Genomic DNA, 23,390 nt, shown 5'->3' with positions numbered 1-23,390 from the left:
GAAACCGCCCCTCGCAAATCACTGGCTATTATTTGTCTGAATCTTCATCTGACTCTAACTTCTGCCCTGCACGCTCCAGATATTTATCATACCGGTCATCCAGCTCATATCCAATCTTACGATAACGCAATGTTTCTTCCACAATAGGATCGAGCGTAGTCTGAATACGAATTTCATATTTAGGTGAGATTTCCCGGATTTCTTTAGCCGTACGATCGCCTTGTTCCATCTCACCATCTACCAACATTTCGCTCAGCTTGCGTTCCAAATCATCCTTCTCACTCATGCTGTATCGTCCTCCCTAAAGCTTATATCCTGTTGCTTCAGCATTCTTCAGTGACGAAACCAAATATTCGTGAATGTGGCCATTACTTGCTACTACATGGCGTGTACCAATATCATATGAACGTCCTAGGGTATCCGTAATCTTGCCTCCTGATTCAAGTACAAGCAGTACTCCTGCTGCACAATCCCAAGGGCTTAAGCCCACTTCCCAATAGCCATCTACCCGGCCTGCCGCCACATAAGCTAAATGTAGAGCAGCCGCGCCTCCGGCACGAATACCACGAATCTGCGGAAGAATACTTTGCAGTCCGGCCATATTCACAGGTTGTGCAAACTCACGATCCGGCGGAAAGCCCATAGCGATCAGGCTGTCCCCAAAATCAGTCTCCGTAGAAACCGAGGTAGGAACACCGTGCATGTAAGCTCCCTTTCCTTTTTCAGCGACGAACATTTCATCACGAGTCGGATCATAAATAACGCCTACTGTTAGTTCACCGCGAATCACCAATGCTATGGAGACACAGTAAAAAGGAAATCCGTGTACGAAATTAGTCGTACCATCTACAGGATCTACAATCCACAAATATTCATGCTCACGAGCTTCTTCCAATGCAGCGGTAGCCGCTGCTGCTCCCGGGGAAACCCCTTCTTCCCCGAGAATGGCATGGTCGGGAAAATGTGTCAGGATCAGCCTGCGAATCATTTGCTCAACGCCTTTATCAACTTCCGTAACCAGATCTTGTGCTGAAGTCTTTGTATTCAGCTCCTTCACGAGACCCTGTCTGCTCTTTATCCATTCTCCTGCTTTGGCAGCCGCATTAATGGCCACCGCCGTATGTCCCTTGCTTGTTACTACATAGGGTTCACGTTCATTCTTACCCTCTGGATTTAAAGGACTCATATCTTCACTCCACTTTCTTGAACATAATCGCCAATGGCTTTAATTCTAAAGCAATCCTATTCACAATACCGTGCAATACGTCAAAACGTTCCCCAAGTTCCCAAACTTCCGCCAAAAGAGGACCCAATTCTCACCTGCGAGCATAAATGCCCTAGGTCCATATAAAGACGATAAGCGATTAAAGTTTCATTCAACGTACCCTATTTCAAGTTACATATCAAGTCATGATAGGACCCGTATTCGGGACCTATCTCCTTATTTTCATTGTTTAAGGTTCAATATTCACGCTTGCCCCATTTAATAAGGAAATTCCGTTACCAGCCTCAGCCAGCTCCTTCATAGCCTCCATCAATCCAAATAACGCGCCATCTTTTAGTTTCGCCTCAATCATAACATCGACAGCAGGCGTATCTGCGGCGATACGTTTCAGAAAAGCCAGCAAAGGCGCAGGTTCCACGCCATCCGCATGGCTGCGCGGATCAGACGGGCTGCGCGGACTGGAAACATGAATCTTAGGCGGCAAAAGCTCTCCCGAAGGAACATCCTTCTGTGCTAGCTCGCTTCGCCATGTCTTCAAAATGTCAGGCCACAGCTCCCAAGGGAGCTCTCCTTCATTATTCACCCATTGGTGGTGAATATCCAGCACCATCGGTAATCCTACGCTCTGACTGACTGCCAGTGTCTCCGGAGCTGTAAATGTCTTATCGTCATTTTCCAGCGTTATACGCTCCTGCAGCGCTGACGGCAGCGCGCGGAAATGCTCCTCGAATCGCTTCGCCGCTACAGGCTTGTCCCCATAAGCTCCGCCAATATGGATATTGTTCTTCGCCATGGCAGGAAGCCCCATAGCAACCAGCATGTCCACATGGTACTGCAAATCCCGTACGGAGTTTATCAGCACCTCCGGACGGGGTGTACTAAGTACTGTAAAGTGATCTGGATGAAAAGAAACACGCAGCCCGTGCTTTTTCACATATTGGCCCACTTCCGCAAATTCCTCGGCGAGCGCCGCAAACGGATTCCAGTCCTGCAAATCCGGATGCGTCGCCAGAGGAATGATTTTGGAAGTGAGGCGGTACACCATGATGTCCGAAGCCACATTATGCTTCATCAACCGCAGCGTATTATGCAGATTCATTCTAGCGATGTTCTCCAAACGCCGAAGTGCCGCTTCACGGTCATCCAGCTTCTTAAAAGAGGCCATCGTCATTGTCTTAGATGGGGAGCAGTCTTTGATAACGGTGGACATCGCTACATATCCGAAGCGGACAATCATCCCTGTGCTCCAAAAAACATTTCCTCAGCCAAAGCCGTCTGCACTCTGGACTCTTCTTCATTCAGCTTACGCACAAGCTCCATCTCTACCGCGGTAACCTCATGTCCTTGAAAATTAATCTCTGCAATCGAGGCTGAAATTTTGACAATGGCTACAGCTACGTTCTCAGGGGTGTAAGCAATAACCTTCTGACCTGTTGGATACACACGAAAGCCTTGTTTCACCATTTTGGTGCGCCCATATTCCAGCAGCTCGTACAGCTCTTGTTCACTCTTGAATTTGCAGACGGAGTTGAATTCTGTTTGAAAACCCATGTTCTTCTCTCCTTCCAGTCGGGATATTCCCGCTATAGCTTCTATTACTCATTGTCGTACTTAAGACCTTGTTTAAAATTATAGCGCTCCAAGGCTAACTCAATCATTCGGTCTAACAGAGCTCTATAAGATACACCCGTCTCACGCCACAATAGCGGATACATGCTGTAAGGAGTGAAACCAGGCATCGTGTTCACTTCGTTAATTAGAATTTTACCATCCGATTTTCGCAAGAAGAAGTCTGCCCGGGTAATTCCACTGCCCTCAATCGCTCGAAAAGCAACTATCGCGGACTCCCGCAAACGATCGGCCACTTCAGAATCCACTGGTGCAGGAATCATCATTTGCGATTTGCCGTCCGTATATTTGGCTGCGTAATCATAATATTCACCAGAAGAAACGATTTCACCCGGAACAGAGGCTTCTGGTTCATCATTTCCAAGCACGCCAACCTCTACCTCACGCGCATCCACAAACTCCTCAATAATAACTTTGGTGTCATAACGGAAAGCAAAATCAATTGCTTTTACAAGACTATCCTTATCAGCAGCCTTAGAAATACCTACACTTGAGCCTAGATTGGCAGGCTTCACGAATACCGGATATCCCAGTTTATCCTCTACACCAACAATCAACTCATGACGTTTTCTTTTCCAAGCGCTGATGTTGAAATAACAATACTCGCATTGATCCAGGCCGGCATCAGCGAACAGCTTCTTCATGACAACCTTATCCATACCTGCCGAAGAGGCAAGAACACCAGCACCGATGTAAGGAATATTCGCCATTTCGAACAACCCTTGAATCGTTCCGTCCTCACCATACGTGCCGTGCAGCAGCGGGAACATTACGTCCACTGTTTTGTCCGCACCGGATAACCCACTAAATACCACGTTCAGGGCTGTGCCCATATCTTCGGTCGCTTCTGCAAGCTTGAGCTGCTCCACTTGGCTGTAAGGCGCTGATAACTTCTCTCCAACCTTCCACAATCCCTGTTTTGAAATGTAAAAAGGTATAATCTCATATTTATCATAATCAAATGAGTTCATCACGGCAAAAGCCGTCTGTAGCGATACCTCATGTTCTCCTGATTTGCCCCCGTACACCAGCCCTACGGTTAGTTTTGCGTTCCCCATTCCCTTAACCTCTTTCTGTACTATAAGTAGTCGTTAATATGAAAAAAACGGTATTTCGTTTGATCAGTCCATGCGTAGGAATCACGATAGTCCCAATAGCGATGACGGCTGCTAACGGTACGTGCATTCACAAGCGGCATGCCTCCTGCATCAAAAGCTGTGACGATTGTGCTGTGCTGATACTGCCCGTTGCCATCCCAGTCATATTGAATGATATCGCCCAGCATCAATTGCTCCGGCCGCTCCATGACTTCCGCACGCAAGCCACTGCTCCGACTTCCGCTCAAATAGCGTTGCAGACTGTCTGATACAGCCCAGCTATAGCTCCACCATTCTTGTTTGCCTTGGTAACCTTTGTACCACCAGCCCGTTTCTCTTTTACCAGTATAGTTGATAGGTGCTCCCCCTGCAAAGAGACATTGGGAGACATAATTTGTGCAGTCCACCTCGAAGGTTTCGAACTCCGGATTGCCGTCTTTCCACCAGCGGTCGGCATACGCCACAGCTTCTTCACGGTTATAACGAACCTCTCTTGAACCGGCAATTTCTCCGAGAACATTCCGGTTAAGCAGGGGCTGTGATGGCAGCGGTGCCGGCAAAGCCTCTCCCCATTTGGATAGTCTGCCCGATAGCTCTACCTCTGCCCGATGAACCGTATTTCTTTCAGGGACACTTCGTTCCACTCCAGCAATCTCCCAGCCCCCACCGTCCCGTACAAAGGTCAGCCGCTCCAGCTCGATAATATCCTCGCGGTGGTTAACGCCGCCTTTTTCATAATAAAGCGCACTATGCAGTGTAACCTCTGCTACTACCTCGGTCGGAGTCTGCCGGACGGTCCGCAAAGTCTTAACCCCTGTCTCTCCGCGCAAAGGAGTTATCCCACGTTCTTTATACCACTCAGCAAGACGTCTTGAACGCTCCCCTTGTTCTACCAGAAAACGCGGATCCTTAACGGACACGGAAACGGTATGCGATGATGACTTAGGCTCCACCCTGGCCTTATTCACTTGATCAACATATACATAAAGACTTTGCTTCCACTGTTGTTCCATTATACTCGCGCCCCTTCTTTCCCTTTTAACTGCTGTTCTATGTATATGAAAGGAAACAGGCCGCTATACAGATCGGTTGAATAGTTAAGGATGTTTCAAGTAAAAACTCTAACCCCAAGTACGACATCTCAATCAAACATCGACAACGAGGACCATATCACCTAATAACTGAGGAAGAGAAATTCTGCCTGCATTTCCCCTAATAAATAAGTAAAACCAAGGATTCCGGTGAATTCCTTCGTATTATCTCCTTTTAATGGCTCTTTTTGAGGTAAAAAGAATATCCCGAAACGATACAATATAACAATGGAAGGGTAGCTTGGCATTTTCTCAGGCATAATTCGGGCTTTAGATGTAGGAAAAAAAACTTTACTCCCCACTTTGTAACCGTTATAATTAAGCTAGAAGCAATTTGAAATTGGGTTTCATTAGACGAAACAAGGAGGCGCATATATGCCAAGCAAGGATCATTTTTCATTGGCTCGGACCCTGGAATCAGGCGGCAAATCTTATCGCTATTATGATCTGAAGTCCCTTGAGGAACAAGGATTGGGCTCTATTTCTTCCCTGCCTTTTTCGATCAAAGTCCTACTAGAGGCTGCTGTTCGTCAGTTTGACGGACGGGCAATTACTGAAGAACATGTGAAACAACTGGCCGATTGGTCAGGTGACATTGACCGTAATAAAGAAATTCCATTTATCCCTGCTCGTATCGTGCTTCAGGATTTCACCGGAGTTCCGGTAGTCGTGGATCTCGCAGCTATGCGTGATACTGTAAAAAAAGCCGGAGGAGATCCTAAACAGATCAATCCGCTTGTCCCGGTTGACCTTGTAATTGACCACTCTGTCATGGTTGATGCTTTCGGTACAGCAGACGCCTTGGAATACAATATGAACGTTGAGTTCGAACGCAACGAGGAGCGTTACCGTTTCCTTCGTTGGGCACAGACAGCTTTTAACAACTTCCGTGCAGTTCCACCGGCAACAGGTATCGTGCACCAGGTAAATCTAGAGTATTTAGCTTCCGTTGCCACTACTAAAACTATCGATGGTGAAACTGTCGTTTATCCAGATTCCCTTGTAGGAACGGACTCCCATACCACGATGATCAATGGTCTGGGTGTTGTGGGCTGGGGTGTAGGTGGCATTGAGGCTGAAGCAGGAATGCTTGGACAACCGCTCTATTTTGTTACACCTGATGTAGTGGGCTTCAAGCTTACAGGCAGCCTTATCGAAGGGGCTACAGCAACGGATTTGGCACTGACAGTAACTGAAATGTTGCGTAAAAAGGGCGTAGTCGGCAAATTCGTCGAATTCTACGGACCCGGCCTTGCTAACATCAGTCTGGCTGACCGGGCAACTGTTGCCAACATGGCGCCAGAATACGGAGCAACTATTGGTTTCTTCCCTGTAGATGACGAGACACTCGCTTATCTTCGCAGCACGGGTCGTCCGGATGATCTGGTGGCGTTGGTTGAATCTTATTACAAAGCGCAAGGGATGTTCCGTACCTCGGATACGCCAGACCCTGAGTTCAGCGATGTGATTGAGCTTGACTTAGCTTCTGTCGTTCCTAGCTTGGCTGGACCAAAACGTCCGCAAGACCGGATCGAACTTACGCATATGAAAGAAAATTTCGAAGGCATTATCCGTACACCTGTAGACAAAGGCGGTTATGGTCTCAGCGATGAGAAAATCGCTCAAGTCGTAGAAGTACAGCACAAAAACGATACTACTAGCAAGCTCAGCACAGGTGCAGTCGTAATCGCAGCTATTACTAGCTGTACGAATACTTCTAACCCTAGCGTTATGCTTGGAGCAGGTCTTTTGGCGAAAAAAGCTGTGGAACGTGGTCTGACCAAACCAGATTACGTTAAGAGCAGCTTGACTCCAGGATCCTTGGTGGTTACTGAATACCTGCAAAAAGCAGACTTGCTGAAGCCACTCGAAGCATTAGGCTTCTACTTGGCTGGTTATGGCTGTGCCACTTGTATCGGTAACTCCGGTCCATTGCCTGAAGAAGTTAGTCAAGCCATTACTGACAATGACATGACCGTAGCCGCAGTCATCTCCGGTAACCGGAACTTTGAAGGCCGCGTACATGCTCAGGTAAAAGCTAACTACTTGGCCTCACCGCCGCTCGTAGTTGCTTACGCACTGGCTGGTACAGTAAATATCGATTTGCAGACTGAGCCACTTGGATTTGATCCACAAGGTGAGCCAGTATTCCTGAAAGATATCTGGCCAACTACTGCTGAAATTCGTGAAGCCATTGGTCTCTCCCTTAGTCCGGAGATGTTCCGTAGCAAATACGAAAATGTATTCACCGCTAACGAACGTTGGAATTCGATTCCTGTTCCGCAAGGCGAGCTGTATGAGTGGGATGATAATTCCACGTACATCCAGAATCCGCCATTCTTCGAACATCTGGCAGACGGTCTGGGAGACATCAAGGATATCAAAGATGCACGCGTTCTAGCGCTGCTTGCTGATTCCGTGACAACCGACCATATCTCACCAGCGGGTAATATCTCTACCTCTGGTCCTGCTGGCGAATATTTGCGCGATCATGGTGTAGAACGTGCAGACTTCAACTCCTACGGCTCCCGCCGCGGAAACCACGAAGTCATGATGCGCGGTACGTTCGCTAACATTCGGATTCGTAACGCAGTAGCTCCTGGTACAGAAGGCGGCGTTACTACCTTCTTGCCAAGCGACGAGGTTATGTCCATCTATGATGCTTCCATGCTCTATCAGGATGCTGGACAAAATCTGATCGTCATCGCTGGTAAGGAGTACGGTACAGGAAGCTCACGTGACTGGGCAGCTAAGGGTACGCTTCTGCTTGGCGTTAAAGCAGTTATCGCTGAAAGCTTTGAGCGGATTCACCGCAGCAATCTGGTCGGTATGGGTGTACTCCCACTTCAATTCCAAGAAGGCCACGGCTGGAGCAGCTTGGGACTGACCGGACGCGAGACCTTCAATATTACTGGTCTCGATAACAACGTGGCACCAAGTCAAGAGCTAACTGTCACGGCTACCCGTGAAGACGGCACACAATTCGATTTCCCTGTCATTGCACGACTCGACAGTACAGTCGATATTGATTACTATCGCAACGGCGGTATCCTGCAGACTGTTCTTCGCCAGATGCTGGCAGATGCTACAGACTCTTCCGCGGTGTCGGTAGAATAGGTTTAAAGTAACTTAAAAAGGGACTGTTTCACGGCCATGAGTGGCTGTGAGCAGTCCCTTTTTTATGGGGTGGTTCCAGCAGCCAATTTGTGGCGGGTGGGGTGCCCTTGTCTTTTGGATCTTCACCATTGCTGCGTTGCTGGTTCCAAACTCCAAGCGTCGTTTGATTCGATGATATTCGCGCATAGGAGCAGCTCGAAGCAATTCACGGACAACTTACGGAATCAGCCGGCTTTAAACGTAGCTATATCCGACTTCGGGACCTGTAAGCCTCGGGCATCAGTAGGATTCGGCGCTATCGGACCTAGCTGACCTTATACGCTGGATTATCCGGCTTTTGGAATGCAATCGGACTCCATAGTCGCTATTGGTATGAAAAACACACTAAAGGTTCCCGTTTGGGTCGAATAGCTGCACTGGGGTCCGAAACTATGCCAAACTGGCTGTAAATTCGCAAATAGCGTCCCCAGAGTCCGCACGCCTCAAGGGACGCCTAGGATTCCGCATGATCGGACTCAGATGACTCTATTCGCTCGATTATCCGATTTTTGGCGTGCTATCGGACTCCATAGTCGCTATTGGCATAAAAAACACGCTAAAGGTGCTCGTTTGGGTTCAATAGCTGCAATGGGGTCCGAAACTCTGCCAAAATGGCTTTAAATTCGCAAATAGCGTCCCCTGAGTCCGCACGCCTCAAGGGACGCTTAGGATTCAGCGCTATCGGACCCAGATGACCCTATACGCTCGATTATCCGACTTTTGGCGTGCGATCGGACTCCATAGTCGCTATTGGCATGAAAAACGCGCTAAAGGTTCCCGTTTGGGTCGAATAGCTGCACTGGGGTCCGAAACTATGCCCAAAAGGCTTTAAATGGGCAAATAGCGTCTTCTGAGTCCGGAAGCCTCAGGGAAGATCTAAATAACAACCCGAGATTACTTGTGTACGAGTTATGAGATACGTGGGTTCGTGGGTTCGTGGGTTCGTGGGTTCGTGAGTTCGTTGGTTCATTGGCTCGTGGGTTCGTTGACTCGTGAGTTCGTGAGTTCATGAGTTCATGAGTTCATTGGTTCGTGGGTTCATTGACTCGTGGGTTCGTGGGTTCATTGGCTCGTGGGTTCGTGGGTTCGTGGGTTCGTGGGTTCGTGGGTTCGTGGGTTCGTGGGTTCGTGGGTTCGTTGGCTCGTTGGCTCGTAGGTTCGTTGGCTCGTAGGTTCGTTGGCTCGTAGGTTCGTTGGCTCGTAGGTTCGTTGGCTCGTAGGTTCGTTGGCTCGTGAGTTCGTTGGCTCGTTGGCTCGTTGGCTCGTAGGTTCATTGGCTCGTGGGTTCATTGGCTCGTGGGTTCATTGGCCCGTGGGTTCGTGGGTTCGTGGGTTCGTGGGTTCGTGGTGGTTTCTCTACCCTCCCGCCCCTCCGTCCCTCTGCCTATCTAGGCCCTGGGTTCAAACGCTCGTGCCTCAGCATTACGAGTTACTGAGGCTCCCAAAGGTACGTATATTCACTGAAGCTCACCATACAAACGCAAGGTGGGGAGCCGTTAGCCGTTAGTTAGTCATCAGTTAGCTGTTGATTAGCCGTCAGTTACGCATCTATCATCCCAAGTTACCCGTCAGACCGTCAGTTACCCATCAGTCAGCCATCAATTTATCCATCAGTTACTGATCAGTCACTCATCAGGCCATCAATTCCCCCTCAGTTACCCATCGTTTCCTGCCACTTTACCCACAATCGACTAAGCATCCCTCCCCAAAACATCAAAACAGCGATCCTCCAGTAACAGAGAGATCGCTGCTTAGTTTCTTATATGTCTCAGCCAGCGAATTAAGGAATCATCATGCCCATTTCACTAGCCGCTTCCTTCAGTACCGCGGCATATTCCACTAACGTATCCCTTGATAGGCGACTTACTGGACCTGACAGTGATAACGCCGCGATCACATTTCCACTGCGCCCCGTAACAGGCACCGCCACCGCGGCCGCGCCGGGCTCGCGTTCCTCGAAACTGGTGGCATATCCGAGCCGGATAATGTCATTAAGCTGCTCTTGATAGACATCCTTCTCAACGTAGTCCGGCCATCCCGAACTCTCCAGCAATTCTTTCAGCACCTCTGGAGGAGCATAGGCTGCCAGCACTTTACTTGATGCGCCCACAGATAAAGGCAATCTCGCACCGATCTGCGCCACTCGCCGTATGGCCTGCTGACTCTGAACCGCCTGAATCCGCACACGTTCTATGCCGTCGCGTAAGTATAAACTAACGGTCTCCCCTAGCCGATCCCGCAGCCGTTCCATTGACGGCAACAATACCGCAGCCGACTCATCAAAAGCAGGCAAATGCGTAGACAATTCCCAAATTCGTATACCCAGGCTGTATTTCTCAGTGGCCGGATTACGAATGAGGAAGCCCTTTTCCTCCAAGGTTGCCAGCAGCCGATGGACGGTACTTTTATGTAAATCAATCTTTGAAGCGATCTCCGTCAACCCTAAATCTCTGTCCTGCGTAAAACAAAGCAATATATCAAGCGCACGTTCTACCGCACGCACTGTAAGCTTTCGGTCCTCCATGACAATCTCCCCCTCGTGTTTCATCAAATGAAACTCGGTTACATTATAACTAACTCTATCTTAGTGCAAAACTCTATGGAAAGTCCAGTATATTCACTCCTCCGGAGTTGTGCCAAAAATGTGCCGGAAAAGGTTGGGCCGCACTTTACAGTTACATTACAAAAGCGTCTAATTCATTGACTTTGTAAGGGCTTTTTCATACGATTAACATATTAAATTATCTACTGATGCTTTAGAATCATTTTTACAAATTCTTCTAGGCACTAGTACTCACATCATTCTTAGGAGGGGACCATATGGATCTGGCAACTCGCCAAACCGGCACAACCGTCTCCCGTCGACCTAAACTACCTAAACAAGGCAGTTCGTCCCGGCTATCGCTGCGGATGATTCGTGTGAAGCATATTATCGTTGCACTGCTATTATCTATTTTTTTCTTTTTAGCCTTCTGCTTTGTCTCACTTCATGGCTATATCGCCTGGGTATTATCTAATCCAACGGTCGCACCTCTGTATTCCAATCCCATGCAGGCCAAAGGTCTCGCATACGAGGATGTGACGTTTCCAGCTAAAGACGGCAGTCGAATGATGAGCGGCTGGTATATTCCCTCCGAAGGGGCTACCAAAACGATCGTGTTCAGCCATGGCTATGGCGCCAACCGTGAAGAATCTTGGGTACCTATGTACGATCTCGCTCACTATGCACACAGTCTGAATTTCAATGTCGTGATGTTTGATTACGGCTTTGCTGCCCAAGGCAACAAGGATATTGCAACCGGGGGTAAAAAAGAATCCCAGCAGCTTCTAGGCGCTATTGATTTTGCTAAGGAACGTGGAGCTGAGGAGTTAGTTGTATGGGGCTTCTCCATGGGAGCAGGCACAGCACTGCAAACAGGATTAGTATCAGAGGACATTGACGCGATGATTCTGGACAGTACCTTTTTGTTAGAGCCAGATACGCTGTATCATAATATTAAGCAAAATATTGATCTGCCCCGCCAGCCTTCCCTGGCGATTATGGAAATGCTGTTCCCAGTTCTGAACGGTACGGGGCTGAATCAAATTCCTTATGCGAAGGTCAAATCCGAAGATTATCCTTTCCCTATTCTACTCATGCATGGAACCGAAGATGATAAAGCTCCTTATCCTATTGCAGAAAAGCTGGCCGCGAACCAAAGCAATCCGTTCTCAGATTCCTGGGTCGTAGAGGGCAGCCATCATGAATTGCTGTTCCGTGAGCACCCGCGTGAGTATTTGCGGCGAGTCTCTGCTTTCTTAGGAAATGTTCAACTAGCCAAAACCTACAATGGCAATCAGCCGGCGATGGCAAGTAACTAGTTAAGCACTACAATCCGCCTCTGTCCCCTGATGGGTCAGTTGCTTCAACCATTTACCACGGCGAAAACGCACGTAACCTATAACCAATCGAACAGCCTCTTCCAGGGACAGAAAGAAGTATACCCAGGGAAGAGGCTGTTTCCATCCCCATGACAACAGTAGCCCTAGAGGCACCCCAAGCAACCAAGTTGTAGAGGCTTCCATAATAAAGACGAACTTACTATCGCCACCACTCTGCAGAATCCCTCCCGCAATCATCATATTGCCCACCTTTATCCATAAAAAAAGAGCAAAAAAGCAGATAACAGAAGTGGCCATTCGGCGTTCTTCCACTGTTAAGTTAAAGGCTGAGACGTAGAGCGGGGCTAGAACAGCAATAAGAACACCAAGCAGCAATGAAATCCCTACTCCTATTCGAACAAAAAAACGAGCATACTGAAAAGCACCTGCATTATTATTCTCTCCCAGCTTATGTCCGACCATAATCCCAGCTGCACCAGAAAGCCCAGCCAGAAGTCCAATCGTCAACCCCTGCAGCGGAAAGGTCACTGTCATAGCGGTCATCTCTGCTGTGCCCATACGGCTATATATTACGGAATAACAAGCTTCACCTAAAACCCAAACCAATTCCGTTAAAACAATAGGCGCTATCGTTCTTAAAAAAGGTATACACAGCGCTTTCGAAAACGAACTCAGCTCCTTAATTCCTCCGGCACCCGGCAGTTTCCCGCGATACACAGCTCCGATGATCAAGGTACTTTCGACTATACGTGAGATTAACGTTGCATATGCCGCACCTGCAAGTCCAAGCTCTGGAAACCCCCAATGCCCAAAAATAAGCGCATAGTTTAAAATAATATTCAGTCCTACAGCAGCTATGCTCACACCCATTGGATACTTTACATGTCCTGAACTTCGTAGAACCGCCGAATAGAGCATCGTCAACATCGTTGGAATATAACTGAGGGCAACGATTTTTAGAAAAATGTACCCCTTCTCCAACACTTCTTTATCCGTTGTAAAAATAGACAGGCATAGCCGAGGGTTGAAAAAAACAACTATCGTAAATGAACCCGACAATATCAGGCCAATTCCAAGACTTAATCCCAGTAGTGGTGTGATGCTCTTTCGATCTTTACTCCCCCAAGCTGCCCTACCATCAATTGATCTACTAAATACAGCACCGCCATGACTAGACTTTGGAGGGATATCGGTACCGCTAATTTTAACAGCTGATTATAAAATTGTTTCTTCTCAAGCTTGTTCATACCCTCATCTCATTTCTCAAAGTTTTTCTGCTACCCCAAAGGATTTCATTAATCGGTCCACACGACAAAAAAAGGTACACCCTCCTTTTCGCGAGGTTGTACCTTTCGGTATCATTGCCTTTATTTTCCTGTATTATTTCACCATATCAAACGGTTGTCAACGATATTATTATCGCGTTCTTATGCTCTTCATAAGCTATCATGAGCACACATATAATGGACTGATGAAGACATATCACGGGAGGTTTTCTTGGAATGTTATATGTATACGGGCCGATGCTGCCAGTACGTATTTTAGAAGAAATCGTATTCTGGAAAACACAAGAGAAAGAGCATACCGAGGTTATCAAAGCAATCGTACCTAACCTGGAGGAGCCCTATGTTAAACTGCTGGATGAATGGGCGGTGGTCTTCGGTGCCACAGAGATGGCCGCTCAACAGTTATTGAATTCTGCCCTCTCTGCTTCTCCACCAAGTCAGGCTGAACTCACTGCGGAAACAGAAAAGCTGCTGCACATCTCCTGTACCCAATCCCAAGAATTTGTTCGGCAGCTTTTTGCCATCATGGAAAGCAGCGCAGCCGTCAAAGCCGTCCCCCTTGCTACCACTGTGATCCTGCATATTATTCGTGAATCAGAGTATTTCCTTGCCGTACTACACACTTTGAGCTCGCCCGGACAGCTCACGCAAATTATGAGAGATTATACAGCAGCCGACTATGTCGTAAGAACAGAAGAGGACAATGTCACGCGGAATGAGGGACTTATTCCTTCTACAGATACTATCCTTGATATTCGTGAAATGAGTGCTGTGCCAATTGGCGGGCATACACTGCCTCCATTGCCTTATGCTTATAATGCGCTGGAACCATACATCGATGAGAAAACCATGCGGATTCATCATGATAAACACCATCAAAGTTATGTAGATGGACTAAACAAAGCGGAGAACAAGCTAGCCGAGGCTCGCAAGAAAGGAGATTTCGATCTTGTTAAGCATTGGGAACGGGAGCTAGCCTTTAATGGGGCTGGCCACTATCTCCATACAATCTTCTGGAACGTAATGTCACCTCAAGGTGGCGGGCGTCCAACTGGAGCCTTACTGGAAGCCATTGAACAAAGCTTCGGCAGCTATGACAACTTCAAGAAACAGTTCACAGAAGCTGCGAATAAGGTTGAAGGTGGCGGCTGGGCTATTCTCGTCTGGAGTCCACGCAGTCATAGACTGGAGATTTTGACTGCGGAGAAACATCAGAACCTGTCACAATGGGACGTTGTTCCGTTACTGGCTCTGGATGTATGGGAGCATGCCTATTACCTTAAACATCAGAATAATCGGGCCGATTATATTGAGGATTGGTGGAAGGTCGTTAACTGGCCTTACGTCTCAGAACGTTATGCTGCTGCCAGTAAACTGGCCTGGAAGCCCTTTTGATATTATTTCAATTCACAGTGAACATCACTCTTATTCCCACAGCCTGACCAAAAAGGACCCATCATTCACATTACGTGAACGATGGGTCCTTCCAATTTCGAGGTATGCACCCCGATATTTATTCCTTAATCAAGCTTAGAAACTCCGCACGAGCGGCGGCATCCTCACGGAAGACCCCTCTAGTAGCCATAGTTACCGTTTTGCTGCCTGGCTTCTTCACTCCGCGTGCACACATACACAGATGCTCTCCCTCCACAACAACCATAACACCGTGGGGGCCTAACACCTCCGTCATAATATCAGCAATTTGCGCCGTAATGCGCTCTTGAACCTGTAGACGCCGGCTTACTGCTTCAACAAGCCGAGCTAATTTGCTGAGCCCAGCAATACGTCCGCTCGGAATGTATCCTATATGCACTTTACCAAAGAAAGGAGCCATGTGGTGTTCACATTGGCTGTAATAGACGATATCCTTAACGATCACTAGCTCTTCATGAGACTCATCAAAAGTAACGCCGAGCGCTTCGCGGGGATCTATCGAATAACCGCCGAATATCTCCTCGTACATCCGCGTAACACGTGCCGGTGTTTCCAGCAGTCCCTCGCGGCCGGTATCTTCACCGATTAATTCTAATATTTTCTCAACGTGATACTCGATTTGCTCACGGTTCTCTGCAACTTTACCGTTCACATATTCCTTGATGTTCCCCATGATGTCTCCCCCTTCCGCACCCGTATACATGTTATCCGGACCCGGTTACTTACTTCTACGTTTATTCCCTTTAGCTGCTCCAGGGCGCGCACCTGGCTGTCCCTGAGTCTTCATCATTTGCTGGGCACGCTGCATTTGCTTCCCGTTCAGGTTATAACCCATTTGCTTTGCAACCTTTTGCAGCATTTCAGGATCATTCTGCATGTTTGTCATTTGTTTGCGCAGATAATATACACCGATGAAAAAACCACCGATGAGACCTACGACCAATGTAATAATAGGTAATGCGATACTCATCTAAAGCCCACCTCTACACTCTATTGTCTGCATCGCCATATGGCACGCGAATCTATCATAGCATTTCAGGAACTGGACAGCAATTGGCAATATGCAACCTGTCTATGAACTTTTTCCTCCATTAATATCGCTGTCCTCCCGTGCCTTCTTCCCAGTAAGGAGCACATCCTGCGCCCGGCTTAGCATTTCCCTCACCGTGCCATCCTCCTCGCGCTCTAAACCCGCTTCTACAGCCGCTAGAGCCTCATCACCGCCAATACGTCCAAGCGCCCAAGCAGCAGTGCCCCGCATCTCTGGCCGCGGTTCTTTCAGAACAATTTCTGATAGCTTTGGCACAGCCCCGGCTTCCTTGAAATTGCCTAGGGCAATGATCGCATTTCGCTGCATCGGCTTTTTGCCTCTCCAGGCTGCTGAGCTATTGCCGAATCTCTCTTTGAACTCACGATTGCTAAGATCCAGAATCGGCAGCAGCAGCGGCTTCACGATTTCAGGATCAGGTTGCATCTGAGGGCGATGATTCCAGTTCTTACCTCTATTCTTGGGACATACAATCTGGCAAGTATCACAGCCGTATAGACGGTTGCCGATCTTGGTCATATACTCCTCGCTAAGGAACCCTTTAGTCTGCGTCAAAAAAGAAATACAAGCCTGTGCGTTAAGCTGCCCCGGACCCACCAGCGCTCCGGTCGGACAAGCATCAATACACTTGGTACACTCCCCGCAGCCTTCTTCAACAGGTTCATCCGGAGCAAAAGGAATGTTCGTAACCATTTCCCCAAGATAAATCCATGATCCCCATTTGGGCGAGATGATAGAACAATTTTTGCCGCTAAAGCCTATTCCCGCTCTTTCCGCTACCGCTCTATCTACTAGAACACCGGTGTCCACCATGCTTTCCAGCACAGCCTCCGGTACACGCTCGTGAATAAATTCCTCTAGCTTACTTAAGGCTTCCCTCAGCACATGGTGATAATCCCTGCCCCAAGATGCCCGGGCGAGGATGCCCCTACGTGCACCCGGCTCAGATTTAGGAGGTTTCTCCATTTTAGATGGATAAGCTACTGCAATCGAAATAATAGATAACGGCTTGTCTCCAGAAGACAATGCTGGAACTGTCCTTTTATCCAGATCGGGTTCCTCGAAGCCAGATTCATATCCTTTGTCCCGATGGTCTTGCAGTATATTTTTTAAATATAAAAAAGGTTCTGCTGTTGTAAACCCGATATCATCAATACCGAGTGATGTCGCAGCCTCCTGAATCTCTGCTTTAAGCTGTGCCCACTTGGAAGGCGGGGGAGCATACGATGACTGAAATGTATTGGTCATTTCCGCCTTCTCCTTTCATATCTTCGCTTACTTTCTTATAATCTATTCAGTTTTGACAGAGGCCACCATATATAATCAGCCCTGCCGACAATCATATCCTGTGAAATAGAGCCGAAGTAACGGCTGTCCTTGCTGGCTGATGCATGACGGTTATCGCCCATTACAAAATAATTGCCACCTTCTACGGTTAACGCTGCAAAATCCGGATCTTCAATCTCAGTATCGATATAGGGCTCATTCACTATTTTTCCATTTACGTATAACTGATGATTCCGTACCTCTATGATATCTCCAGGTATGCCAATCACCCGCTTCACTAAATACTCCTTATGACTAGGACCGGTACTTGGATCATGAAGAATGACAACATCACCATGTTTTGGATTTACGAACAGCAATGAAATTTTATTAATGAAGAGCCTTTCTCCTTCCCAGAGTGTTGGCTGCATAGACTGACCTTTAACTGTTGATATATTGAACACAAAAACATTAAGAACAGACATCACAGCAAAAACAATCACAGCTGTAAGCAGCCAATCCTTCATTTCCGAGACCAAACGACCGCCCAGGGTAGTCTTGGATCTGGAGGATCTATGTCTTTGTTTCCTATTTCTCGTGTAATCTACTTGGGGCTCCTGATTCAATATGTCACCTCTTGTTCTCAATAATTGAAGATTATACTTGCAGATATTATAACAATAAAAAAGCATATCTCCCAGCCATTAGCAATGGACTTCTGGGAAATACGCTCGAGTATGAATGAAACAGACTATATCGTCAGCTATAGTTCTTTTTTCTAGAAAATGTTTCCGCTTTCGCAGCTGAGTGATCAAAATTACCCAACAATGCTCAGCTTCCGGACAGATTTGAAGATTTGATTCTCGCTATATCCCATAGCTTCATACAATGGCAAAGCAAAAGAATTATGCTCATCGACGGCTACATAGATACCACTGACTTTACGAGCTTGAAACCTGGATTCCATAGCCGATACCAGACTTCTGCCGACTCCTCTGCGGCGATAATCAGGATGTACAGCAATCCGGAAATAACAACCGTGGTTTTTCTCAATCGTACCAATCAGTGCTCCAACAATTTCTTCTTCATCTTCCGCAACTACAATGAGATCTGAATCCCATGAAAGCTGCCTGGAGAAAGGCTCGATAGTGTTCTCGAAACACTCTTCCGATAATGCGGTTTGCAGCAAATCAGTCACAGGGCTAACGTCGCTTAATTGAAAGGAACGAACGTGCATTCTTTAAAATCTCCCTTGTCTATGGCTTATGAATTTAACAAAAAGAAGGGGTTCCCTTAACATAGAGAAAATAAAAAAAAGCATCAAATACCGAGGAATACCTGCTTTTAAATCTATTAAAGCACACTTTTCTCGTGATATCATCATTTTTCTTTTGAAAGCGCTTAATATCAAGCGTTTACATTTTAGATGGGGTTCATTTCTTCATTAAAAGGGTATTTATAAGGATATATGTCTATAGGATTGGGGACTATTAATTTTAACATTCCAAATACAATTGTAAAACCCTTTCCCTCTCCAATTATACTTTATAAACATTTATGTTTGTTTAGTGTTGCATTATTGGTCTAGATACGGTTTAATTAAGGTATCCTATCGGGCGAATACCCTATAGTACATATTTACAATAAAGGATTTTGACGTTAGTTCGCCAGAATTCTTTATCTATAACAAAATTCTAATATAACTCAGGAGGGATTTTTCCATGGCATTTCAATTACCGGCACTTCCTTATCCGAACAACGCACTCGAACCACACATCGACGCATTGACGATGGAAATTCACCATGACAGACACCATAACACATATGTAACTAATCTGAATGCAGCTTTGGAAAAAGCACCTGAATTGCAAAGCAAAAGCATTGAAGAGCTTCTTACAGATCTGAACGCTGTACCTGAAGCTATCCGTACTGCTGTTCGCAACAATGGTGGCGGACACGCTAACCACACCCTGTTCTGGGAAGTTATCGGACCAAACGGCGGCGGCGCACCAACTGGTGCATTGGCTGAAGCTATCGATAAGGAACTGGGCGGATTCGAAAAATTCAAAGAAGATTTCGCAGCAGCAGCAACTACTCGTTTCGGCAGCGGCTGGGCTTGGCTAGTTGTTAAAGATGGCAAACTGGCAGTAACAAGCACACCTAACCAAGACAACCCAATCAGCGAAGGCGCTACTCCAATCCTCGGATTGGATGTATGGGAGCACGCTTACTACCTGAACTACCAAAACAAACGCCCTGATTACATCAAAGCGTTCTGGAACGTAGTAAACTGGGAAGAAGTTGGCAAACGTTACGAAAGCGCAAAATAAGAAATTACATTTGGCTTAAGCCATTGAACTAAAAAAGAAGGTATCTCAGAGCCGAATTGGCTATGGGATACCTTTTTTGTTTAGGTTGGAGATATAGAGAGATACAGATAGAGATACAGATAGAGATAGAGATAGAGATAGAGATAGAGATACAGATAGAGATACAGATAGAGATACAGATAGAGATAGAGATAGAGACAGAGACAGAGATTGATTGATTGATTGATTGATTGATTGATTGTTTGATATCCTCCCAGACACCGCATTTCACGCCGCTTGCGTCGCTTAAATGGATACACTGGATCGGAATAAATCGCAATAAATCTATACTCGGCTTACGAAAATCTGCTTTTGGAGTCGCTGAGCAATAGATTAGGGAATAACTCCCTGAAAATCTGCGATAGGCTCCATAAACACATGTAATTAGGGAAATACTCCCTAAAAATCATCCGTTATGGGCATAAAACCGATATTCGCCAAATTATTAGGGAGGTTTTCCCTAAAGTGATCAATTACAAGCCAAATCGACCTTTTTTTAGGGAAGAATTCCCTAATTAAATTTCACTCACTCTCGTAGCCATAGGAACACCAGAAGAATTTAGTTGGAACAAGACTGAACTAGTCTGAGCCAAATAAACAAAGATTTGCTACGAAGAGACTGAAGCATACGACCATACTTAGGTGCATACGACCATACTTAGGTGCATACGACCCTACTTAGGCGCATACGACCCTACTTAGGTGCATACGACCATACTTTGGTGCATACGATCCTACTTAGGTGCATACGATCCTACTTAGGTGCATACGACCCTACTTAGGTGCATACGACCATACTTTGGTGCATACGACCATGCTTAGGTGCATACGACCATACTTTGGTGCATACGACCATACTTTGGTGCATACGACCATACTTTGGTGCATACGACCATACTTTGGTGCATACGACCATACTTAGGTGCATACAACCCTACTTAGGTGCATACGACCATGCTTAGGTGCATACGACCATGCTTAGGTGCATACGACCATGCTTAGGCGCATACGACCATACTTAGGAGCATACGATTCTACTTAGGCGCATACATCAAACTGAGGTTTTGTACATTTAGTGCTTTAGCAACACAACACGGCGAATCTTCTACTTCTCTAGCTTCGCCCGCTCTTCCTGCTCATCAAAATAAAGGTTCAATAGCTTCAGAAAAACGTTAGGGAACGCATAGTTAGCCATGTCTCCGCGGCTGATCCAGCGCACTGCTCCGCCGTCCTCTGGACTAGCGTTCCCGTCCTCAAATCTCTCGATAGGCATGCTGCTGTCGATCCCTGAGAACAAGTCCGCGTCCGCGTTGTACACCGCCCGTCCTTCTGCCGCTATCGGCAGCGGAAGGGCGTCCTCTACGCTGCAGCGGTACACCTGCAGCGTCCACACGATATGGCTGAAGATATGCTCAGCAGCCATCCAGTGCTTTTCAGGCCGGGCAGAGATCCCGGCCTCCCGCAGTGACCGGCGCAGCCGGTCCAGCGCCGCTGCTTCCGGCAGCCGCGCGCCTTTGGCGCCGCCTTCCACAGGCGGCGCCGGCCAGTGCGGCAGCTCCCACATGCGGGCTAACAGCCCGCTTTGTGGCCGCTGCCGGATGAGCACTTGGCCCGCGTAGGCACCGCGGCCCTCGATTAAGGCCGCCAGCCGCTCCTCAGGGCGCGGCGGCTTGGCCTTGGTCTTGACGGGCAGCGAGGTCTCGCAGCCCGCCAGGCGCGCGGCGCAATGCTCCATCACCGGGCAGGTTAAACAGCGCGGTGACTTAGGAGTGCATACGAGCGCCCCGAGCTCCATCAGGGCCTGATTAAAAGATGCCGCTTCCCCCTCCGGGATCAGTTCAGCTGCCAAGTGCTCCATTTTTACGCGGGTGGGTCCCTTGGCGATATCATCCTCTATCAGGAAGTATCGGGACAACACCCGCATCACATTGCCGTCGACCGCTGGCTCCGGCCGATTGAACGCAATGCTAAGGATAGCCCCTGCCGTATAAGGTCCCACTCCCTTTAAACTGAACACAGCCTCGCGATCATTCGGCACCTGCCCGCCATACAGCTCTTTGACCTGTTTGGCCGCATGCTGTATATTGCGAGCACGAGAATAATAACCTAAGCCTTCCCAGCACTTAAGCACGTCCTCTTCTGGTGCATCGGCGAGCGACTCCACGGTAGGAAACCTTTCGATAAACCGATTGAAATACGGGATTACCGTATCCACCCTTGTCTGCTGCAGCATTATTTCAGAAATCCAAATATAATAAGGATTGCGGTGCCGACGCCAAGGCAAATCCCGTTTCTGCCCTTGATACCACTCCAGCAAATGATAGCTGAAATATTGCTTAGCCTCCTGCAGCTCCTGTTCGTCTTGAACTTGTAGATCTTGTTGTGTCATTATAACGCTCCTTGCCCTTCTATAATCAGGGTTCAATTTATGAACCTGGCCCTTCCACGACGGCAAAAGCCGAAGCCAAATCACGGCCATGTGTTATCGTAAGATGAATGGTATACCGCTGTCCATCTGGCAGATCTAGTCTGCTCCAGGCTTCACACGATAAAGTTACCTCTGGTTTTCCTTTAACATCAGGCAATATCTCAATATCCTGAAACCCAACTACATTGCCGATGCCACAGCCTAAAGCCTTCACAACTGCTTCCTTGGCAGCAAAACGCCCGGCTACGAACTCAGCCAACCTCCCGCTTCGCTCTTCAGCAAGTTGATATTCTTGCTCTGTTAAGACCCGCTGGTTAAATTTCTTACCCAGTCCTCTATTTATTACCTCTGAGATTCGTTCAATTTCTAACACATCATGTCCGATTCCGTAAATCAACACTTCACGCTCCTTATGGACGTGTATCCCATTTTGCTTCAATAATGGTATGATCAATCATATGAAGTATTATTAAAAGTAATAGTCCTGCAAGATTCTTTCTGCTATCTTAAAAGAAAATGCGCTTTAAGTCTAATAAGACTATCCAGCGACTTCACGATAGACTAGCTGATTTACTTCATTTTTATATATGGAGAGGGGATTACCCTATGAATCATCGTAATTTTGAAATACCTGCCGGAGACGGAGCTGTTCTCCGCTGCTCACACTTCCCAGCCCAAGGCAAAGCCAAAAGCGTTATAGTTATAGCCCATGGCTACAAAGGTTTTAAAGATTGGGGAATGTTTCCTTACATAGCCACAACTCTCAGCCAAGAGCATGAAGTAATTACTTTTAACTTCTCTCATGCTGGCATCGGGGAAGATCTGCTGCATTTCACTGAGCTTGAGAAGTTCGCCCGCAACACCTATCGCCGCAGCTTAAAGGACATGGAAATCCTGTTGTCCTATCTTAGCCAACACCCGAAATTCGGCAGCCTGCCCTTATTCCTTCTCGGCCACAGTCTCGGAGGGGGAATTTGTTTGGTCTACACGCTTGATCATCCCAATGAGATCAGCGGAGTAATCTCCTGGAACGGGGTTACGAAACTCGATTTGCTGACGGAAGAACAAAAGCAGCAGATGAAGGAAACAGGAAGAACCTATGTCCTTAATGGACGTACTGGCCAACAAATGCCGCTGGATGCTGTAATTTTAGAAGATATGGAGAACAACAAAGAACGCTATAACATCCTTGAACGCATACAGAAAGCGTCCTTCCCAGTTGTTCTTATTCAAGGCAGTCAAGATGGAGTACATCTCCGCCAAGGGTCTGAGCATCTCATCAAACTTCGGCCAGATATTAGCTGGGTGCAGGTTCCTGAGGGTAATCATACGTTCAACACTGTGCATCCTTTTGCTGGCACGACTCCGCAATTAGAGCTCGCGATTGCTGCGACAACTAATTTTATCGATCAGACACTTACGCTTACAGAATAATTATTCTTCTTAGTCTATCCAGCTATCCAACTCACAAAAACCGCC

Annotated in this window: 22 protein-coding genes and 1 pseudogene; 6 read left to right on the top strand and 17 right to left on the bottom strand. The window is 47.3% G+C overall.

All coding sequences use genetic code 11. The features are described from left to right. Window positions 1-28 precede the first annotated feature (28 nt). From NSS82_RS03370 to NSS82_RS03340, 7 genes are all read right to left on the bottom strand, one after another. Window positions 29-286, bottom strand: a complete 258-nt coding sequence (locus tag NSS82_RS03370) for a hypothetical protein (protein WP_036679858.1) — start codon at window positions 284-286, stop codon at window positions 29-31. A gap of 15 nt (window positions 287-301) precedes the next feature. After that, window positions 302-1,186 carry an inositol monophosphatase family protein gene (locus NSS82_RS03365; protein ID WP_036679857.1) on the bottom strand — a complete coding sequence of 295 codons (885 nt, stop codon included), beginning with the start codon at window positions 1,184-1,186 and terminating at the stop codon, window positions 302-304. Window positions 1,187-1,454: 268 nt separating this feature from the next. After that, complete coding sequence (uvsE, locus tag NSS82_RS03360) at window positions 1,455-2,462, bottom strand: UV DNA damage repair endonuclease UvsE (RefSeq protein WP_076106044.1); 1,008 nt, start codon at window positions 2,460-2,462, stop codon at window positions 1,455-1,457. After that, entirely contained in the window at window positions 2,459-2,776 is a 318-nt protein-coding gene (locus tag NSS82_RS03355) for a hypothetical protein (protein ID WP_036679853.1), read from the bottom strand. The genes uvsE and NSS82_RS03355 overlap by 4 nt, the downstream gene beginning before the upstream one ends. 44 nt (window positions 2,777-2,820) lie before the next feature. Next, the gene (locus NSS82_RS03350; RefSeq protein WP_036679852.1) at window positions 2,821-3,912 is read right to left on the bottom strand and encodes a D-alanine--D-alanine ligase; all 1,092 of its coding nucleotides are present in this window, start codon (window positions 3,910-3,912) and stop codon (window positions 2,821-2,823) included. Between the two features lie 20 nt (window positions 3,913-3,932). Continuing rightward, window positions 3,933-4,964, bottom strand: coding sequence for an amidase domain-containing protein (locus tag NSS82_RS03345; protein WP_080742388.1), 1,032 nt, complete (start codon window positions 4,962-4,964; stop codon window positions 3,933-3,935). 161 nt (window positions 4,965-5,125) lie between these two features. Further along, window positions 5,126-5,302 (bottom strand): hypothetical protein, encoded by a 177-nt coding sequence (locus tag NSS82_RS03340; protein WP_218918667.1) that lies wholly within the window; start codon window positions 5,300-5,302, stop codon window positions 5,126-5,128. Between the two features lie 115 nt (window positions 5,303-5,417). Between NSS82_RS03340 and acnA the strand changes: the two genes are divergently transcribed. Further along, entirely contained in the window at window positions 5,418-8,159 is a 2,742-nt protein-coding gene (gene acnA, locus NSS82_RS03335) for an aconitate hydratase AcnA (RefSeq protein WP_076106042.1), read from the top strand. 1,071 nt (window positions 8,160-9,230) lie between these two features. Next, window positions 9,231-9,386: a hypothetical protein gene (locus NSS82_RS03330; protein ID WP_256718559.1), complete on the top strand. Its 156-nt coding sequence runs from the start codon at window positions 9,231-9,233 to the stop codon at window positions 9,384-9,386. A 592-nt stretch (window positions 9,387-9,978) separates the two neighbouring features. Here NSS82_RS03330 and NSS82_RS03325 read toward each other — a convergent pair. Further along, window positions 9,979-10,722: an IclR family transcriptional regulator gene (locus NSS82_RS03325; RefSeq protein WP_036676839.1), complete on the bottom strand. Its 744-nt coding sequence runs from the start codon at window positions 10,720-10,722 to the stop codon at window positions 9,979-9,981. A gap of 296 nt (window positions 10,723-11,018) precedes the next feature. Here NSS82_RS03325 and NSS82_RS03320 point away from each other — a divergent pair, with 296 nt between their 5' ends. Further along, window positions 11,019-12,059, top strand: a complete 1,041-nt coding sequence (locus NSS82_RS03320; protein ID WP_139329954.1) for an alpha/beta hydrolase — start codon at window positions 11,019-11,021, stop codon at window positions 12,057-12,059. Here the strand turns inward: NSS82_RS03320 and NSS82_RS03315 are convergent, their stop codons facing one another. Together NSS82_RS03315 and NSS82_RS03310 are read right to left on the bottom strand one after the other, a co-directional pair. Next, window positions 12,060-13,151, bottom strand: coding sequence for an MATE family efflux transporter (locus NSS82_RS03315; protein ID WP_256715524.1), 1,092 nt, complete (start codon window positions 13,149-13,151; stop codon window positions 12,060-12,062). An 8-nt stretch (window positions 13,152-13,159) separates the two neighbouring features. Continuing rightward, entirely contained in the window at window positions 13,160-13,327 is a 168-nt protein-coding gene (locus tag NSS82_RS03310; protein ID WP_256715522.1) for a hypothetical protein, read from the bottom strand. 255 nt (window positions 13,328-13,582) lie between these two features. Between NSS82_RS03310 and NSS82_RS03305 the strand changes: the two genes are divergently transcribed. Beyond that, the gene (locus NSS82_RS03305; RefSeq protein WP_076105973.1) at window positions 13,583-14,761 is read left to right on the top strand and encodes a Fe-Mn family superoxide dismutase; all 1,179 of its coding nucleotides are present in this window, start codon (window positions 13,583-13,585) and stop codon (window positions 14,759-14,761) included. Window positions 14,762-14,879: 118 nt separating this feature from the next. On the opposite strand, the gene folE is transcribed toward NSS82_RS03305, so the two are convergent. From folE to NSS82_RS03280, 5 genes and pseudogenes are all read right to left on the bottom strand, one after another. After that, window positions 14,880-15,473: a GTP cyclohydrolase I FolE gene (folE, locus tag NSS82_RS03300; protein ID WP_036676830.1), complete on the bottom strand. Its 594-nt coding sequence runs from the start codon at window positions 15,471-15,473 to the stop codon at window positions 14,880-14,882. A gap of 45 nt (window positions 15,474-15,518) precedes the next feature. Continuing rightward, window positions 15,519-15,770 (bottom strand): YneF family protein, encoded by a 252-nt coding sequence (locus NSS82_RS03295; protein ID WP_036676828.1) that lies wholly within the window; start codon window positions 15,768-15,770, stop codon window positions 15,519-15,521. 129 nt (window positions 15,771-15,899) lie between these two features. Continuing rightward, window positions 15,900-17,096: pseudogene (queG, locus tag NSS82_RS03290) on the bottom strand (tRNA epoxyqueuosine(34) reductase QueG); the annotation flags it as partial. Between the two features lie 35 nt (window positions 17,097-17,131). Beyond that, window positions 17,132-17,740 (bottom strand): signal peptidase I, encoded by a 609-nt coding sequence (gene lepB, locus NSS82_RS03285; RefSeq protein ID WP_036676825.1) that lies wholly within the window; start codon window positions 17,738-17,740, stop codon window positions 17,132-17,134. A gap of 191 nt (window positions 17,741-17,931) precedes the next feature. Then, window positions 17,932-18,351, bottom strand: coding sequence for a GNAT family N-acetyltransferase (locus NSS82_RS03280; RefSeq protein ID WP_036676822.1), 420 nt, complete (start codon window positions 18,349-18,351; stop codon window positions 17,932-17,934). Window positions 18,352-18,835: 484 nt separating this feature from the next. Between NSS82_RS03280 and NSS82_RS03275 the strand changes: the two genes are divergently transcribed. Next, complete coding sequence (locus NSS82_RS03275) at window positions 18,836-19,444, top strand: superoxide dismutase (RefSeq protein WP_036676820.1); 609 nt, start codon at window positions 18,836-18,838, stop codon at window positions 19,442-19,444. Between the two features lie 1,144 nt (window positions 19,445-20,588). Here NSS82_RS03275 and mutY read toward each other — a convergent pair. Next, window positions 20,589-21,872, bottom strand: coding sequence for an A/G-specific adenine glycosylase (mutY, locus tag NSS82_RS03270; protein ID WP_076273189.1), 1,284 nt, complete (start codon window positions 21,870-21,872; stop codon window positions 20,589-20,591). A gap of 37 nt (window positions 21,873-21,909) precedes the next feature. After that, on the bottom strand, window positions 21,910-22,308 hold the full coding sequence (gene acpS / locus NSS82_RS03265) for a holo-ACP synthase (RefSeq protein WP_076138411.1): 399 nt from the start codon (window positions 22,306-22,308) through the stop codon (window positions 21,910-21,912). A 209-nt stretch (window positions 22,309-22,517) separates the two neighbouring features. Here acpS and NSS82_RS03260 point away from each other — a divergent pair, with 209 nt between their 5' ends. After that, a complete protein-coding gene (locus NSS82_RS03260; protein WP_036676817.1) occupies window positions 22,518-23,345 on the top strand; it encodes an alpha/beta hydrolase in 828 nt (275 codons plus the stop codon). The last annotated feature ends 45 nt before the right edge of the window (window positions 23,346-23,390 follow it).

The sequence above is a fragment of the Paenibacillus sp. FSL H7-0735 genome, assembly GCF_038008505.1.
Lineage (GTDB): Bacteria > Bacillota > Bacilli > Paenibacillales > Paenibacillaceae > Paenibacillus_AQ > Paenibacillus_AQ odorifer.
This window is presented reverse-complemented; position numbering and strand designations above follow the sequence as displayed.